This window comes from Psychrobacter cibarius (assembly GCA_030686115.1).
GTDB lineage: Bacteria > Pseudomonadota > Gammaproteobacteria > Pseudomonadales > Moraxellaceae > Psychrobacter > Psychrobacter cibarius_C.
The window spans coordinates 147,637-165,692 of record CP131612.1 but is presented as its reverse complement, the minus strand read 5'-3'; the positions used below and the strand labels follow the sequence as shown (position 1 = coordinate 165,692).

10 protein-coding genes are annotated in these 18,056 nt (G+C 38.7%); all 10 read right to left on the bottom strand.

Annotated features, from left to right (window positions below; all coding sequences use genetic code 11):
• Window positions 1-35: 35 nt before the first annotated feature.
• The 10 genes from Q6344_00700 to Q6344_00655 all read right to left on the bottom strand — a co-directional run bounded on the left by Q6344_00700 (window position 36) and on the right by Q6344_00655 (window position 17,157).
• Window positions 36-2,234, bottom strand: a complete 2,199-nt coding sequence (locus Q6344_00700; protein WLG13908.1) for a hypothetical protein — start codon at window positions 2,232-2,234, stop codon at window positions 36-38.
• 50 nt (window positions 2,235-2,284) lie between these two features.
• Window positions 2,285-5,239: a hypothetical protein gene (locus tag Q6344_00695; protein ID WLG13907.1), complete on the bottom strand. Its 2,955-nt coding sequence runs from the start codon at window positions 5,237-5,239 to the stop codon at window positions 2,285-2,287.
• A 16-nt stretch (window positions 5,240-5,255) separates the two neighbouring features.
• Window positions 5,256-6,503 (bottom strand): UDP-N-acetyl-D-mannosamine dehydrogenase, encoded by a 1,248-nt coding sequence (gene wecC / locus Q6344_00690; protein WLG13906.1) that lies wholly within the window; start codon window positions 6,501-6,503, stop codon window positions 5,256-5,258.
• Between the two features lie 39 nt (window positions 6,504-6,542).
• Entirely contained in the window at window positions 6,543-7,682 is a 1,140-nt protein-coding gene (gene wecB / locus Q6344_00685) for a UDP-N-acetylglucosamine 2-epimerase (non-hydrolyzing) (protein ID WLG13905.1), read from the bottom strand.
• Window positions 7,683-7,721: 39 nt separating this feature from the next.
• Complete coding sequence (galE, locus tag Q6344_00680) at window positions 7,722-8,753, bottom strand: UDP-glucose 4-epimerase GalE (GenBank protein WLG13904.1); 1,032 nt, start codon at window positions 8,751-8,753, stop codon at window positions 7,722-7,724.
• A 99-nt stretch (window positions 8,754-8,852) separates the two neighbouring features.
• Window positions 8,853-9,728 (bottom strand): succinate--CoA ligase subunit alpha, encoded by an 876-nt coding sequence (gene sucD / locus Q6344_00675; protein WLG13903.1) that lies wholly within the window; start codon window positions 9,726-9,728, stop codon window positions 8,853-8,855.
• A gap of 152 nt (window positions 9,729-9,880) precedes the next feature.
• Window positions 9,881-11,047 carry an ADP-forming succinate--CoA ligase subunit beta gene (gene sucC / locus Q6344_00670; GenBank protein ID WLG13902.1) on the bottom strand — a complete coding sequence of 389 codons (1,167 nt, stop codon included), beginning with the start codon at window positions 11,045-11,047 and terminating at the stop codon, window positions 9,881-9,883.
• 156 nt (window positions 11,048-11,203) lie between these two features.
• Entirely contained in the window at window positions 11,204-12,658 is a 1,455-nt protein-coding gene (lpdA, locus tag Q6344_00665; GenBank protein WLG13901.1) for a dihydrolipoyl dehydrogenase, read from the bottom strand.
• 221 nt (window positions 12,659-12,879) lie between these two features.
• Window positions 12,880-14,121 carry a 2-oxoglutarate dehydrogenase complex dihydrolipoyllysine-residue succinyltransferase gene (gene odhB, locus Q6344_00660; GenBank protein ID WLG13900.1) on the bottom strand — a complete coding sequence of 414 codons (1,242 nt, stop codon included), beginning with the start codon at window positions 14,119-14,121 and terminating at the stop codon, window positions 12,880-12,882.
• 153 nt (window positions 14,122-14,274) lie between these two features.
• Window positions 14,275-17,157 carry a 2-oxoglutarate dehydrogenase E1 component gene (locus Q6344_00655; GenBank protein ID WLG13899.1) on the bottom strand — a complete coding sequence of 961 codons (2,883 nt, stop codon included), beginning with the start codon at window positions 17,155-17,157 and terminating at the stop codon, window positions 14,275-14,277.
• Window positions 17,158-18,056: the final 899 nt, after the last annotated feature.

Below are 18,056 nucleotides of genomic sequence, written 5' to 3'. Positions count from 1 at the left end.
TGACCACTATGAAATTATTAATATAAAAACATTGATTAATCAATGATACTATGCTCTCTAAGAATAGTTATAATATCGGCTTCTTTGATACTACTATTAATGCATCTTATAAAGGTAATCAGACAATGATTATTTGAAAAATCAGAACTAGTGTTTGAAATACAACCATCAATGAGTTCAATATTATCACCAATGCTACTTATTAGAAAACTATGATTTCCCAGACTACCATCCACCTCATTCCGATAAAAACTCTCATGTAGATTTAAATGAAATTTAGCTTCAGGAATTATCTGGTTTGGAGATACAATCTTATCCACTATAATTAAGTTGAATTTGCTTTCTTTTAATATTACATAATACCTAATATGTTCTTTTATTAGGGGTGAGTCTCTATAGATAAAATACGAATAAGTTTCGTGCTTAAAAACATATAGATCATTATTTTCTATTAACTTTGCAATATTACCATTTATATTTCTGGGTAATTTATACTCATTAATATCCAAATCTTCAGCTGAAACCACTATATCATTAATCAGTAATTCTTTAATTAAAACAACGTTATGATTCCTTATATCTAGTCCTTGTTTTTTTATAAATAAATTACCCTTGCTATCATCTAGATAAAAAGAACCCAAGTCGTTATCTTTATTATGGGTCTTATGTAACTTCGAACCATTTATCCAAAGATAAAAATTATTTTCTAAATTATAATGTTTGATGCAAGTAAAACCATTAATTTCAAAAACATGATATTGAGTATGTATACTTTTAACTCTATCAGTTCTTTTAACTACTCGATTCTCGTAGTTCAAGAATTGGTAATAAAGCTCATTTTTCCCATTAGAAGTATCAAAATCAAAGTCTAACTTACCTTCCGTTCCATTTAGTTGAATCACAAACTTTAAAACAGAAACAAACCATTTAGGGTTAGGTTCACAATCTCCATAAACTGCAAAATATTTCCCTGTATTCTGGTTAGTAACAGCATTAATGAAAATCAATGATGAAGACAACTCTTTAAATTCGCTATCTCCAAGCTCTGCTAATGTTAATGATGTCAACTTAGAAAGATAATGAAATAATGGTATTAACTCTAGAGCAACGAATTGGAAATATGAAACACTCTCAAGATAACTTCCATCTGCAAAAGATTTAGCTATAATTTCTTTGAGATCATTGTACAGTAAATCAACTTTTTCATTCTTAAAAACCCCTAGTACGCACGCCCCAACTAGTATCGTAGACAGTATAACAATTCCATGATTAGTGGATCTATTAACCCAATGAACTACGGGAGGAAATTTCTCGATCATTCTAATATCTTGAACGTTTCTTTTATCAACCAGCCAGTCTATTCCTTTAGTAAAGAAATCATCAAAGCTCTCTTTTTGTAATATTTTTGAAGCCAGTGCATATGCACCTGGAATATAGCCATTACACCAGTTGTTTGTCTCCCATGTCCCTTCACCTAGCGATGTATAACTACTTGGTCGCCATTTCGGCCAAGCAGTAAGGATTTTAAATACTAAATCTGCAAAGCTAAATATCTTTTTTTCTAAATCACTACTTATATTAGCTTTTTTATTTATGAGCTCACACGCTATTAATAGCGCATGATAAAGCTCTTTAGATCTATGTTCCCAAAGAAGAACATACTTAGGTGAGGTATTATAGATCTCATTGCTAACAGTATTATTTAAGTATCCAAACTCTTTAACCTTTAGATTCCATGTTTCATCATAAAACTGTTGGCTTAATAAGGATATGCTCGTACTGTGAACTTTAATAAACAACCATTTTATTTCAAAATCAGTTACATTTTCTCTTAAAGAAAACAACCTTCTTTCATTAATCGCTAAGTACAACTCATTATTTACTATACGCATGCAAATAGTAAAATGTTTTTGAATAGGTAATGATGCAATTTGTCTTTCTAAATGATGAACCTTCCCTCTTTTGTCACCAATATTTTTAATCAGTTTTAAATTAACCTCACCAATCGATATTTCTATATCGTACTGATTTTCATCTTCAACTACAAATTCAAGATTAAATGAGATAATATTCTCTACAATAATTTCATTATATATATTATTAACTTTTAGACCATAAATTTTTGGATACTGAGACAGAGGCATAAATATTTTATGCATATTCTTATCATTTGGTGAAAGATAAGAATCAATAATACTTTCTATTAAATCAGATTGAACACTAAAAATACTCATAAAATCAGCCAAAAAAATTGTAGTAAAGAGTTTAATTTTCTATATAATTTTTAAAGAATAAATCTATTCAGATGATTACTTATCACTTTGAAACTATACTCATTAGTTAAATGAAGTCTATTTTCGGCCTTAAGATTATTGATATTATTATTACTCATATAACTCTTAATTAGCTCTTGTGCTTCGTTAATATTATTGATTACCCAATTTTTAGGATAAATAACATCTGCCTCTTTCCAGTTCCATATCACAGGCAAGCACCCCGATAGCACACCGTCAGCTATTGCATAGTGAAATGATTCATTCTCCGAAGGAGATAAAATAATATCTATGCCTTCATACCAACTACGCACATTAGCACTCCATCCTTCAAAATCAACATAATCACTTAGCTTGAGATCTTCTATCATTTTATATGTATCATAATAATGATCTAACTCCTTGACTCGTGAAGGTGCATGCATAAATTCCAGCTCTTCAGGTCTATGACCTTTTACACTCAGCGTTGCATCAACTCCAGACTTACGCAGAGAATCTAAAAGTAATACAGCTCGATCCAATCGCTTTGTTTGTGGAACAAACCCGAGCAAACCTAAAACTACGCTATTTTTACCTTTATTTTTTTTACTAAAATAAAACTCATCATCCATGACGAAGTTGGGAATAAAGTTAGTCTTATTTTCTTGATAGTCAAAAATATCAATAGCTTGCTCACGTATGTTTTGAGAAACAAAAATGATTTTTTCTATATTATTCACTTCAATCTGATTGCCGAATTTTTGGGCTCTTGCTCTTACTTCTTGAGCATGCATCCTAATATATATTGGCTTATTATTACTATTGTTTTTAGAATACCAAACAGCGTTAGCTAAACCCCACTCACAAAATATCGTATCCGCCCAATTATAGCTTTCTAATAACTGCTTCTCATTCTTATGACCACCCCATTCCCAAACCTCTTTTCGTACAGGTACGTGTTGTGATTTCAAATATGAAATATATGCATCAATAAACTTAAAGTCATGGCTTGCGAAGAGTAGCTTATTTTTAGATAAAGATTCTGATGGAAAATAGCTATGGAAATTTTCACTAATATTTTTTAATGAATGATTTTTCTGAATCTTTTTAGAAAAATTAGTATCAAGCTGCAATTTATTTTTACCCAATACTATTTTGAAATCATGATAGTCCTTAATAAAAAAAGGATAATTTCTTCCCAATGATTTGATATTAATAGCACTTGGATAACACAAACATCTACCACCAATCGCAACAGATTCCACTAACTTCGTTGATAATTCTAATGTAGAATTTTCAAAATTAGCTGGTCTAAAACACCATATAAAATCCATTTTAGAAAGCATTTCAAGGCTTTGCTCTCTATTGAAGTCATTGTAGTAATTTATATTAAGCTTATTAAACCAACTTTGTATTTGTTGTCGAAATTCTTGTAAATTAGTGGGTGAAGATATTTTATTTGCTGCCATATAAAGCTGTACATTTACACCTTCGTTTTTCAAATTTTCAACAAACTCGAATAATTCCAACACTCCCCAACCTGGAGTTATTTTACCCGCATACCCTATTTTTATTACTCTATCTTCTAATGGGTTATTATCTTCTATTTTTTCAACGCTCGAATAAGTGGAGTTAAAGAACTTATCATTAATTGGCGGTGGAATATCAATATAATTAATCTTACATTCAACAATCTTATTTAATTCATTTTTAATTTGTTGAGTCTGTGTGAGAAAATATGCTGAACGATTACTAATCAATTTTATTTTTTCTGCTTTATCTTCATTTATCAGTAATTTATTGTCTTCTATACTATAAAAATCGGTAATATAGCTAGCTAACCTATTAAAAAACTGTCTGGTTTGAGAAATTTGATAAGCTACTTCGCACCCTCTAACGACAACAATTCTTATGTTAGGAGAAATGTCATCAATTTTCCTTAATAAATCCACACCTTTTTCTATATTGAATATACCATCATACCCTACCTTTTCAGGTGTGATTAGCTGTATGTTTTGGCTGTTTTCAATATTTGAAACAACTTGATCATGCCTGAGGTTTTCTTTTATGATTACTGCTGTTTTGCCTTTAGATGCTAATATGCTTGCCATTGATGAAAACCATACAGAAGAGCCATCAACGACATTTGCATTTATATCTGCATATAACAAGAACTCTATACTTTCAGTATTAATGTTATTTAAATTAATATTTGACCATACATTGTTTTTTTCAGAAGCGCCTTCACCAATCTCATTTTTAACGAGAGCACAATTTTCTATGACAAAACTATCAATATTCAAGTTTGCAATAGGTGAATAAAAAAACAACTGAGCCTTTTTTATTTTCTCATCAATTTCCATATAAAAGTCTTGATAGTATAATCCATCCTTCTTTGATCCCGAACCCATATAACAAAAAGCTTGATTATTTGAATCTCCTAAAAGAAGGCCTTTTTCTTTCCTTATATAAGTTGGGAATTCACCAAAAAAAAGAATTAATGCTTTTTTATTTTTAAATACTTCATCGTTCTGATGCGTAATCAAGAATCTATATTTCCCATTTGCATATTCAGATAAAGAAAAATAATTACTTGTGTTGTTTGGAAAAGATATATTAGCCCAAACCTCGTTCACTTTACCATCTTGTACTATTTTATTTTTATCTAGTTTCTTTAAATATCTTGTGAATTTTATACTATCAATATTTTTATCTTCAATTATCGATATAAGGTTATCAATATTATTCGTCTCTTCTATTATTCTTAAAGCCTTATTTATAATAATGTTGTATTTCTCTGAACCATGCTTTACCCCTTCACTCCTAAGATGAAGTATTAAAATTTTAGCGATAAAATCTGTACTAGTAATATTCCGTCTTTTCAGTTTTTGTATTAAATTAAATAACCTATATGATATATATTGCGAGTTCTTTTCGTTAATATTTTCAGATTCATTATAAAATTTAAAACTCTTAAAAATTTTCATATTTACACTGCTCCTTTTAACGGAATATTCCAGCTATATCTAACAAGAATGTTCTATCTCTAGCTGATAATGTCTTAAATTCATTATGAGCGACTAAGATAACCAACAAATCTGCTGAATGAACTGCTTCCCCTAGAGAAATAAGTGTCCCTAATTCTAAGTCTTTCGGTAGTTTATCAATATTAGGCTCAACGAACAGCATATTAACGGATAAGTCTTTTAGCATTAGTCTCGCAATATGAACTGCAGGGCTCTCACGTAAATCATCAATATCAGGTTTAAATGCTAAACCTAATAACGCTACTGTCGGCTTATCAATCCCTTGCTTTTTTAACTTGTCTACCTCGCCCTTAATTTTTCCAATAACCCAGTTAGGCTTATTATCATTTATCTCACGTGCAGCACGAATAATCTTAGCTTCGTCTGGGTTTTGATTAACGATAAACCAAGGGTCCACAGCGATACAATGACCCCCGACTCCAGCACCAGGCTGTAGAATGTTCACCCGTGGATGATGATTGGCCAGCTCAATCAGTTCCCATACGTTAATATCTAATTTATCAGATATGATAGAGAGCTCGTTAGCAAAAGCAATACTCACATCACGAGAGGCGTTTTCAGTGAGCTTTGCCATTTCAGCAGTGCGAGAGTTGGTTGCGAGCAAATCACCTTCTACGAATATACGATACACTTCTTGGGCTTTTTCCGTCGATTCTTTGGTCATTCCACCAATAATACGATCATTTGAAATCAGCTCTTCTACTACCTTACCTGGCAGTACACGCTCGGGGCAATAAGCAACAAAGATATCGGCTTCATTTTCAGGCTCATGATACTTAGGAAAAGTAAGATCAGGGCGCTCTTCAGCGAGCCATTCGACCATTTTCTCAGTGGCACCCACTGGTGAGGTTGACTCTAGAATTACCACGTCACCTTTTTCTAACAGAGGAGCTAATGCTTTACTAACAGCATGAATATAGGATAAATCAGGTTCGTGATCATCACCTTTGAAAGGCGTCGGTACTGCGATGAGATAAGCATCTGAGTGTACTGGTGTAAGGCTAGCTTTAAGCTTACCATTATCAACAGCTTTTTTGACAATTGCTTCTAAACCTGGCTCTACGATATGAATCTTGCCTTGATTAATCGTTTCAACCGCATGCGGATTAACATCGACACCAATAACATTGGCACCATGATGTGCGAACATCGCGGCTGTCGGTAAACCAATATATCCTAGACCAAACACACAAATATTTTTCATCTTTCTCTCACTTAATTTATTCATAGTCGATTCAATTTTCTAAGCTTCTTTATGTCCAAAAAAATTAACAATCGTCTTTGCTATACGTTGTGAAGCCTGCCCATCACCGTACGGATTATGTGCCTCACTCATCTTTAAGTATAAAGCCTCATTTTCAATGAGATTACTAACTTCAGCCACAATAGTAGCGTGATGAGTACCAACTAATTTAACGGTTCCTGCTTCAACTGCCTCTTGACGCTCAGTTGTTTCACGCATCACTAGAACTGGAATACCGAGCGACGGAGCTTCTTCTTGAATACCACCAGAGTCAGTTAAGATAATATGACTGGTACTCATCAAATAGACGAATGGTAGGTAGTCCTGCGGTTGAATTAACCTAACATTATCAAGACCACGTAATAAACGTCCAACTGGTTCTTTCACATTGGGGTTCAAATGTACAGGATAAACAAACTCATAATCTGGGTATTTTTGAGCAAGCTCCTGAATTGCTTGGCAGATCGACTCAAAACCATCACCAAAATTTTCTCGGCGATGCCCGGTAATCAATACACGACGCTTGGTAAAGTCTAATTCTGAGAACTGTTGCTGTAATTCAAATCTCAGCATCTCATTAGTTTCTAGTTTATTTTTAACATCTAATAGTGCGTCAACGACTGTATTCCCAGTGACATAAATGAAGTTAGGATTATTATGTTCATCATATAGATGCTGAGCAGCCGTTTTGGTGGGTGCAAAATGTAGTTTAGTAATAATGCTGGTTAGTTGTCTATTAGCTTCTTCTGGCCATGGAGAGTAAATATTGTAGGTACGTAATCCAGACTCTACATGACCAATAGGAATCTGTTGATAAAAAGCAGCCTGCGCTCCGCATAAGGTAGTTGAGGTATCACCGTGAACCAATACTAAATCTGGCTGACACTCTTCAAGAATAGGTTCAAGAGCAAGTAGCATTCTTGAACTGGCTTGAGTCAAACTTTGACCAGACTTCATAATATCTAAGTCATAATCAGGTGTGATCTCAAATAACGACAATACCTGATCAAGCATTTCACGATGCTGTGCTGTCACACAAACTAATGATTGAATATTAGGGTTAGCTTCTAAGGCTTTGACCACTGGTGCCATTTTAATGGCTTCAGGACGTGTGCCAAAAATGCTTAGTACTTTTATCATAAAGTTCTCTTATTAATTACAATATATTTTCGATATAAATTATTTTATATAATACCCATTAGGATTCATGCTTTGCCACCGCCATGTATCTTGGCACATGTCAGTGATAGATAGTTTTGCCTCCCAGCCTAATAGCTCCTTTGCCTTATCAGCACTTGCATAGCAACTAGCAATGTCACCTGCGCGGCGGTCTGCAAATTGATAAGGAATTGGTTGTCCAGAAACGTTAGAAAATGCCGTTACTAACTCTAATACAGAAGTACCTTTACCAGTGCCTAAATTAATCGGTAAAAATCCTACTGGTGCCACTTGTCGCTCTAAATAATTTAACGCAGCGACATGACCTGTTGCCAAGTCAGTGACATGGATAAAATCACGCACACCAGTACCATCAATAGTTGGATAGTCATTACCAAAAATATTAAGTTTGACAAGCTTACCAACAGCTACTTGAGAGATATAAGGCATCAAATTATTCGGTATATCATTTGGATCTTCGCCAATCTGACCTGATGGATGCGCCCCTACTGGATTAAAGTATCTCAGAGGAATCAGGTTCCAACTGTCATCGGATACGGCAAGGTCTTCTAATATGTGCTCGACGGCAAGTTTGCTCTGACCATAGGGATTGGTACAAGAGCGCTTTGAGTTCTCATCGATAGGTAGAGTTTCGGGATCACCATAAACAGTCGCAGAGGAAGAAAAAACGAGGTTTTTGACATCATACTCTGCCATCACCTGTAGTAAGGTAATGGTACCACTGACGTTGTTATTGTAGTACAGCAATGGCTTGGCAACAGATTCACCAACTGCTTTTAGTCCAGCGAAGTGAATCACGCCGAAGAAACGATGGAACGAAAATACTTGTTTAAGTGACTCAGCATCGCGAATATCGCCTTCGATAAAATCAATAGGTTGACCAATGAGAGCCGAGATGCGATTGATTGCTTCACGACTACTATTAGATAAGTTGTCGTAAACTACAATATCATACCCAACTTCATGCAGTGCGATACAGGTGTGTGTGCCAATATAACCCGCACCGCCCGTAACTAGTATCTTGTTTTTCATAAATTTATTTTTGAGACAAAAAAAGACACCCCATTGTAGGGGTGTCTTTGTTTCTTTGCAATGCAGTTTTGGTAGTTAAACTGTAGACTTATGCCTATCTTACCAACCAGTAACTTCTTTTAATTTCTCGCCAAGCTTAGATGGGTCACGTGTATACGCGATACCAGCATCTTCAAACGCTTTGAATTTCTCTTCAGCAGTACCTTGACCACCAGAGATAATAGCGCCAGCATGACCCATACGCTTGCCTTCTGGAGCGGTAACACCAGCGATATAACCAACGACTGGCTTGGTTACATGGTCTTTGATATAAGCAGCTGCTTCTTCTTCAGCAGTACCACCGATCTCACCGATTAGAATAATCGCTTCAGTTTGTGGATCTTCTTGGAACAGTTTCAACGCATCAATTTGGTTCATACCAGGGATAGGATCACCACCGATACCGATACAAGTTGACTGACCAAAACCAAGCTTAGTGGTCTGAGCAACGGCTTCATAAGTCAATGTACCAGAGCGTGAGATGATACCGACTTTACCTGGTAAATGGATATGACCTGGCATGATACCGATTTTGCACTGACCTGGCGTGATAACACCTGGGCAGTTAGGACCAACCATGCGTACGCCTTCAGCTTCTTCGATATAACGTTTTGCTTTTAGCATGTCTAAAGTAGGCACGCCTTCAGTAATAACGATAATCAATTTAACACCAGCATCTACCGCTTCAACGATAGAATCTAGTACGAACGGTGCTGGTACATAGATAACAGAAGCGTCAGCTTGGGTGGCTTCCATAGCTTCTGCCATCGTGTTGAATACTGGTAGGCCTAAATGCGTTTGACCGCCTTTACCTGGGGTTACACCGCCGACGACTTTAGTACCATATTCGATCGCTTGTTCAGAGTGAAACGTACCATTTTTACCCGTAAAACCTTGTACCAATACTTTGGTATCTTTATCGATTAATACACTCATTATTTATTCCTTGTATTCGGTTGTCTTGCAATAGCCACTTGATGATGTGTTATCCATTAAATGTTAATGATAAATTTATACCAACAAGCTGCTATCACGCGTTGACTACTATGTTTAAGCACGTATATTTAGAGGGCTATGCCTCAAATATATTAAGCTTTAACAGCATCGACAATTTTTTGAGCCGCATCTGATAGGCCTTGGGCAGAAATCAATTTCAGACCAGACTCTTCTAGGATTTGCGCGCCTTTTTCAGCGTTGTTACCCTCTAGACGGACAACAACAGGTACTTTTACGTCAACTTCTTTGATAGCAGCGATAATCGCTTCTGCAATCATGTCACAACGTACGATACCACCGAAGATGTTGATTAGAACACCTTCAACGCTGCTGTCTTCAAGAATAATCTTGAATGCTTCAACAACGCGATCTTTAGTTGCGCCGCCACCAACGTCCAAGAAGTTAGCAGGCTTGCCGCCATACAATTTGATGATGTCCATCGTTGCCATAGCAAGACCAGCACCGTTAACCATACAACCGATATTGCCTTCTAGAGCAACATAGTTTAGGTCAAACTCAGCCGCTTTAAGCTCACGCTCATTTTCTTGTGACTTGTCTTGTAGTGCTGCGATTTTAGGCAGACGATACAGTGCGTTTGAATCGATACCAATTTTGCCATCAACACAAACGATTTCGCCATTTTCACGAACGGCTAATGGGTTGATTTCTAACAAGGCAAAATCGTTATCGATGAATGCTTGATAAGCGCCCGTCATTAATTTAACGAATTGATTGATTTGCTTGCCTTCTAAGCCTAGTTTGAATGCCACATCACGTGCTTGGAAAGGCATCAAACCAACTAAAGGATCAACGTTTACTTTAAAGATTTTTTCTGGTGTCTCATTTGCGACTTCTTCGATATCAACGCCGCCTTCGGTTGATGCCATGAACGTTACGCGACGCGTAGAACGATCAACAACTGCACCAAGATATAGCTCAGTTTGTACTGGGTACATATCTTCTGCAACCAATACGAAGTTAACTGGTTGGCCATCAGCGTCAGTTTGGAAAGTAACCAAATTGGTTCCGATTAGCTCTTCAGCAACTTGCTTGGCTTCTTCACGAGTTTTAACCAGCTTTACGCCACCCGCTTTACCGCGACCACCAGCATGTACTTGCGCTTTAATAACCGCAATGTCTGTTGGCGTTTTATCAAAAGCAGCAGCAGCTTCGTCGCCGTTATAGGCAATAATGCCTTCTTGAATCGGCAAACCATAGCTTTTTAATAGCTCTTTTGCTTGATACTCATGTAAATTCATTGATTGTATCCTTTATTTTTTACAATTAATAAAAAGTGAAAACAAGTGCGCGTATATACATATTAGACAAGCATATGGCGCACTCATGACCGTGGTGGAAGCCATAACAACCCCACCGCGATCAGGTTATAAGTTGGTACTGATCAAACTAACGACTTATTTCTTACGCTTTTTACGCTGAATGGCGTGAATAGCACGGCCATCAGCAGACAGAGCAGCTTCATGCACGGCTTCTGAAATGGTTGGATGAGCAAAGGTCATCAACTGCAAATCTTCGATACTAGAGACAAATTCCATCGCAATCATACCCTGATGGACGATATCACCAGCACCAGCAGAGATAGCATGCATACCTAATAGGCGATCTGTTTTGGCATCAGCCACGACTTTGATAGAGCCTTCTGCTTCGCTTTGAGCCAATGCACGGCCGTTCGCTGCTAGGTTGAATGAACCTGTTTTAACTTCGTAGCCAGCGGCTTCAGCTTCTTGCTCAGTCAAACCAACCCATGCGATTTCTGGATGGGTATAGATGACGTTAATGATCGTGTCATAATTGACTTGGGCTTTTTCGCCATGAATGCGCTCAACGGCCATCATGCCTTCTTCCATCGCTTTATGTGCAAGCATTGGACCACGAACCAAATCACCGATGGCATAAACACCATCAAGATTGGTTTTACATTGATCATTCACGTCGATAAGACCACGTTCAGTCAATTGAATGCCACTGTCATCACCAAGCAGTTTCTCAGAGTATGCACGGCGACCAACACAAACGATCAGTTTGTCGAAGCTTTCTTCAGATGACTCGCCTTTGGTTTCGCTCGTGACGACAACTTGATCGCCTTTGACTTCAGCATTGGTTACTTTGGTATCAACGCGGATATCAAGACCTTGCTTTTTAAGCATTTTGCCCGCTTCTTTAGCAATGTCTTTATCAGCAGCTGCTAAGAAACTTGGCAACGCTTCATAAACAACCACTTCAGCGCCTAGGCGACGCCATACTGAACCAAGCTCAAGACCGATAACACCGGCACCAATCACGCCTAGACGCTTAGGAACTGAAGTGAAATCAAGTGCGCCAGTAGAATCAACGATACGATCGCCATCAGTTTTAGCAACTGGGATATCGATCGGCACAGAACCTGCCGCAAGAATCACGTTTTTAGCCGTGATAGTCGTTTCTGCTTCATCAGCAAGGGCAGTAAATTTAACGGTTTTATCAGCGCCTTTACCATCAACCAGCGTACCCCAGCCTTGTAGCCAATCAACGCCATTGCCTTTTAATAATGCTGCAACGCCGCCCGTCAATTGCTTAACGATGCCTTCTTTACGAGCAATCATTTGCTCAATATCAATAGCAACGTCACCAGTGCTGATACCATGTTCAGCAAGGTCATGCTTAGTCGCTTCGTAACGATGCGAGCTATCAAGTAGTGCTTTTGATGGGATGCAACCAACGTTTAAGCAAGTGCCGCCAAGTGCTGGCTCACCTTTATAAACACGCTTTTCGATACAAGCAACGCTCATACCTAACTGACCTGCACGGATAGCGGCTTCATAACCACCAGGACCGCCGCCGATGACGACTAAATCATAATTGTCTTTCATAGTACGTTCCTATTTCTAATTATCGTTCTAATTGTGAATATCATTTAAACTGAGGATTGTCTCGTTAATAAATAAGCCATGTTTTGGTTCAAATTTTTTCACTTTACGGTAAATACACCACATCAGTGAAACATTCTTATTTATTAATAAACAACGAGCACCACTGTTTAGACTAAAGTTAAAAAGCTTGTATCAGCGGTTGCCAATACAAGCTTAAAAGCTTACAGGTCTAGTAGCAACATGGCTGGATCTTCAACCAATTCTTTGATGGTTACTAAGAACTGTACCGCTTCTTTACCATCAATCATACGATGGTCATAAGACAATGCAAGATACATCATCGGTAGAATTTCAACTTTACCATCAACAGCCATTGGGCGGTCGTTGATCGCATGCATACCTAGGATAGCCGTTTGTGGTGGGTTCAAAATAGGCGTTGACATCAATGAACCAAATACACCACCGTTTGAAATAGTGAAAGTACCACCAGTCATGTCATCTAGACCAAGTTTACCTTTTTGAGCCAAGCCACCAAGCTCACGGATACGGCTTTCAACGTCCGCCATGCTCATGCGATCGGTATCACGTAGTACTGGAACAACCAAACCACGGTCAGATGATACAGCAACACCGATATCGTAGAAACCATGATAAACAATGTCATCACCGTCTAGTGAAGCGTTTACTGCTGGGAAGCGCTTAAGTGCTTCGGTTGCCGCTTTCACGAACAATGACATAAAGCCTAAACGTACGCCATGACGTTTTTCGAACTGGTCTTTATATTTAGCGCGCATGTCCATTAATGGCTTCATGTTCACTTCGTTAAACGTCGTTAGCATCGCCGTTTCTTGTGAAGCTGCTAGCAGACGATTGGCGACTGTCTTACGTAGACGTGTCATTGGAACACGTTTTTCAGTACGCTCACCCATTGATTCAGCCACTGGACGGCCGCTATCAGATTTGATGCTGCTGTCTGCTTTCAATGTTGGGTTAGCCATATCGGTTTTGGTCACACGACCGCCGCGACCACTACCTTCCACTTCTTTAGGATCTACGCCAGACTCTTTCGCTGCTTTACGAACTGCTGGGCTTTGATCTTTATGATCCGCTTCGTCTTTTTTATCTGTTGCTTGGACAGGCTCGCCACCATCTGCTGCTTGCTTGGCTTGTACTGGCGCTGCTGGTTGATCTGGATCTACCGCAGGAGCATTATCTGCACTGGCGCTTGCACCAGCTTCGAATTGACCAATGATCTCGTCAGACAACACGGTATCATCAACCTGCTTAACGATTTTGGTCACAACGCCGTTATCAGGCGCCACAACTTCTAATACGACTTTATCAGTTTCGATTTCAGCCAATAGGTCATCACGATTGACTTGCTGACCTTCAGTGACATGCCACTCAACGATAGTACCGTCGGCAACTGATTCTGGAAAAACGGGGGCTTTGATATCAGCCATCGATATACTCCTTAGATTGGGATATTCATATTTGTTATTAAGTCGTGATAGGCAGTCAGTGCCATCTTGCATAGCGATCTTAGATAATACTATCTAGATTTTATTACAACATACTGACTGTTATCGCCTGATTCATTTATCTTCAATAATCTGTTACTTAGCCAACTCATCGACACTGATACCAAGACCACCAGCGATCAACGCTTGCTGCTGCTGAGCATGCAGTTTCGGTGACCCTGTAGCAGGTGCTGCACTTGCAGGACGCGCCACTGGCTCCATGACTTTCGCCTTGGTTGGGTGTGGTACGACGATACGGAACATATGCGGTGCTAAATAATACCAAGCGCCTTGGTTCAGCGGCTCTTCTTGTGTCCAAACGATCTCAGCCAAGTTGCTATATTTTTCAATCTCAGCCATCAAACGCTGCTCTGGTAATGGGTAGAGCTGCTCAATACGGACAATAGCGACATGATCTAGACCTAATGCGCGGCGTTGCTCTAATAGGTCATAGTAAACTTTACCACCACAAAGCACCATACGAGTGACTTTGTCTGCATTTTGGTTGTCCATCTCTGGCAGTACCGTTTCAAACTTACCATTCGCCAGCTCTTCAAGATTTGAAGTGGCTAGCTTATGACGTAGTAAACTCTTCGGCGACATGACAATCAATGGCTTACGAATTGGGCGAACTGCTTGACGACGTAGCGCATGGTAGATCTGTGCAGGTGTCGTCGGCGTTATTACTTGCATATTGTCTTCAGCACATAGCTGTAAGAAACGCTCAAGACGAGCAGATGAATGCTCAGGACCTTGACCTTCAAAACCATGTGGTAATAACATAGTTAGACCACAAACGCGCTGCCACTTGGTTTCACCACTTGAGATAAACTGGTCAATCACTACCTGCGCGCCGTTGACGAAGTCACCAAACTGCGCTTCCCAGACGATCAAGGCATTTGGTACTGTCGTTGCATAACCATATTCAAAGGCTAATACCGCTTCTTCTGACAATAATGAGTTATAAGTAGCAAAGCGGGCTTGAGTGTCACTCATATGAGCCAATGGCACATACATACTGCCATCATTGATATTATAGATTTCGCTATGACGATGTGAGAAAGTACCGCGACCCACATCTTCACCAGTAATACGTACCAATACTTTATCGTTATCGACTAGTGATGCGTATGCCAACGTTTCAGCTGCACCCCAGTTTAATGGCTCTTCGCCTGTCTGCATGGCTAAGCGCTGCTCAACCACTTTTTGGACTTGGCGTTGTAACTTATAGCCTTCTGGCATTTCCGCCATACGACGTCCATAACCTTTTAGAATCTCGATGTCGACACTGGTATCCCAATCATCCACCAAATCGTGACCTAAATAAGGTTTCCAATCGACGAACAATTCTTCGTTAGGCTCATTAACCAATGAGTTTGCAACATAGTCACCACGGTCTAAAGACTCACGATAGTCATCTTCATACTGCTTTTCTTCTTCAGCATTCAAAATACCGTCTTCGATAAGTTTTTGTGCATAAATCGTACGAGTCGTTGGTAGCTTCTTGATAACTGCATACATGAGTGGCTGAGTCGCTGACGGCTCATCGGCTTCATTATGACCATTACGGCGATAGCAGAACAGATCGATAATGATGTCTTTATCAAACTCATGACGGTAATCTAATGCTAACTGCGCGGCAAACACGACCGACTCAGGATCATCACCATTCACATGTAGGATAGGTGCATGTACCATTTTTGCAACGTCAGTACAGTACTCAGTCGAACGCACGTCTTCTTGGCGGCTGGTCGTGAAACCGACTTGGTTATTGATCACAATATGTACAGTACCACCAGTGGTATAAGCACGGGTTTGTGACATTTGGAACGTTTCTTGAACCACGCCTTGACCAGCAAACGCAGCATCACCATGAATAACGATTGGCAATACTGAATTACCACCTTTATTATCCAATAGCGGCTGATCGTTGCGGCGCACCTGACGGGCACGTACAGAGCCTTGCAATACCGGTGCGACAATCTCAAGATGTGATGGGTTAAATGCCAAAGCCAAATGCGCTTCACCGCCTGGCGTCATCACGTTTGATGAAAAACCATTATGGTATTTAACGTCACCTGAGCCTTTTTCTGGCTGTACTTTACCATCAAACTCGTCAAACAAGTCCGCAGGATTTTTACCTAAGATATTGACCAATAGGTTTAGGCGACCACGGTGAGCCATACCAATGACCATCTCTTTAGTGCCATAGCCGCCTGCACGTTGAATGATTTCATTAATAGCAGGGATAAAGCTTTCGCCGCCCTCTAGTCCGAAACGCTTAACGCCCGTATATTTACGTGCTAAGTATTTTTCTAGACCTTCAGCTGCTGTGAGCCGCTCAAGAATAGATAAGCGCTTTTCTTTATCAAACTTGATGTAACCTAAGTTGGTTTCTAGATACTTTTCCATCCAGCGTTTTTCAGTACTGGTGGTAACGTGCATGTATTCAGTACCAATGTAACGGCAGTAAACACGTTCCATAATTTCGATGATTTCACGTAAAGGCGCTTCGTCTTTACCGATGTTCAAATCATTGGTAGGAAATACTGTATCAAGATCAGCTTCTGAAAGATTATGATAAGCAAGGGTCAAATCTTCCACTTCTGCACGTGGATGTAGATTTAACGGATCAAGCTTGGCGCGGCGATGACCACGGCGACGGTAAGCTGAAATCAGCTGTTGTACACCCATTTGTTTAGGGTTAGCACAGTCGGCTAAGCCTGCATTTTCAGCAGGCGCTTGAGTGCTGGCTTTATTAGCAGTTTGGTTGCGAGCAAGCAACAAAAACTGTTCTTTAATAGCGTTATGCTGTGCATCGTTTGGCGATTTGTATTGTTCAAAATACGTCTGCCAATCGGTATCAACGCTATCAGGATCGTTTAGGTACTGCTCATAAAGAGCTTCTATATAGCTGGCGTTGTCAGCAGCCAGTTCTGTATGTCCTAGGCTTGCGGCTTCTTTAGTTATACTATTCATAATAATCGTCTATTTGATAGATAAATGAATGGAATCGTGCTTATTATTGTGTAATCTGTTGTATGTGAGACATCTAAATACTTAATGCTATAAAAACTCAATCGTATTCTGTTCAGTACTGATTTATGAACCACACTTATTACTATAAAAGAAAAGTACGCTTATCTGTGCTTTTGCTTATGACGGACAGTGATGCTAAATAGTGATAATAAGTGCCATTACAATACCTATATTAAAAATATAATTATTTGTGAACGTCCAGTTTTGTTATCTGACTCGTCTCACAACATTAATTTATATATACTGAAGTTAGTCATAACCAATTCATCAAAGATAAAAGATCGATGAATTATTGACGCCTTCAGCTGGCCTATCATTTGGCTATCCTCGCTGGAACGTCTGGTTATTTCCGAGCTATCATTGCTTTTATGGCAAACATACGTTGCTGTATAGAGTAGCATGACAGCGTTTCGCGCCATAGTTTGTTTGTTCAATACTAACTATTTAGGTAATGAATATCTACTATCATTTTGGATGCATTATTCCAGTCTATTATTTGTTTTGAATACTTATTTATCAGTAAGTTAAACATTAACGACTGATAGTGGTTCGTCAAAACAACTAATTATTAAAATAATGCGCTATTCTAACATTTAACGTAGTGAATATCTCTGGCTGAATACTTTTTTCTAACACCAATTATATAGATTGCTGACGTATATATCATGCCTTCTTACATACAACCAACGTATTGATAGCCCAGCCTTACCTTTAACCATGTCGAATAATCGTCTCTATAAGCCCTATCTGGCACTGAAAGACAATCAAAGAATCTCAGATTATTGCTCATAAAAAACACCACCTAATGATTAGGTGGTGTTTTTCGTACGCTATCTGCA

Coding starts and splice junctions, on each gene's coding strand:
- Q6344_00700 (WLG13908.1), bottom strand. CDS start 2,234: ATGAGTATTTTTAGTGTTCAATCTGATTTAATAGAAAGTATTATTGAT.
- Q6344_00695 (WLG13907.1), bottom strand. CDS start 5,239: ATGAAAATTTTTAAGAGTTTTAAATTTTATAATGAATCTGAAAATATT.
- wecC (WLG13906.1), bottom strand. CDS start 6,503: ATGAAAAATATTTGTGTGTTTGGTCTAGGATATATTGGTTTACCGACA.
- wecB (WLG13905.1), bottom strand. CDS start 7,682: ATGATAAAAGTACTAAGCATTTTTGGCACACGTCCTGAAGCCATTAAA.
- galE (WLG13904.1), bottom strand. CDS start 8,753: ATGAAAAACAAGATACTAGTTACGGGCGGTGCGGGTTATATTGGCACA.
- sucD (WLG13903.1), bottom strand. CDS start 9,728: ATGAGTGTATTAATCGATAAAGATACCAAAGTATTGGTACAAGGTTTT.
- sucC (WLG13902.1), bottom strand. CDS start 11,047: ATGAATTTACATGAGTATCAAGCAAAAGAGCTATTAAAAAGCTATGGT.
- lpdA (WLG13901.1), bottom strand. CDS start 12,658: ATGAAAGACAATTATGATTTAGTCGTCATCGGCGGCGGTCCTGGTGGT.
- odhB (WLG13900.1), bottom strand. CDS start 14,121: ATGGCTGATATCAAAGCCCCCGTTTTTCCAGAATCAGTTGCCGACGGT.
- Q6344_00655 (WLG13899.1), bottom strand. CDS start 17,157: ATGAATAGTATAACTAAAGAAGCCGCAAGCCTAGGACATACAGAACTG.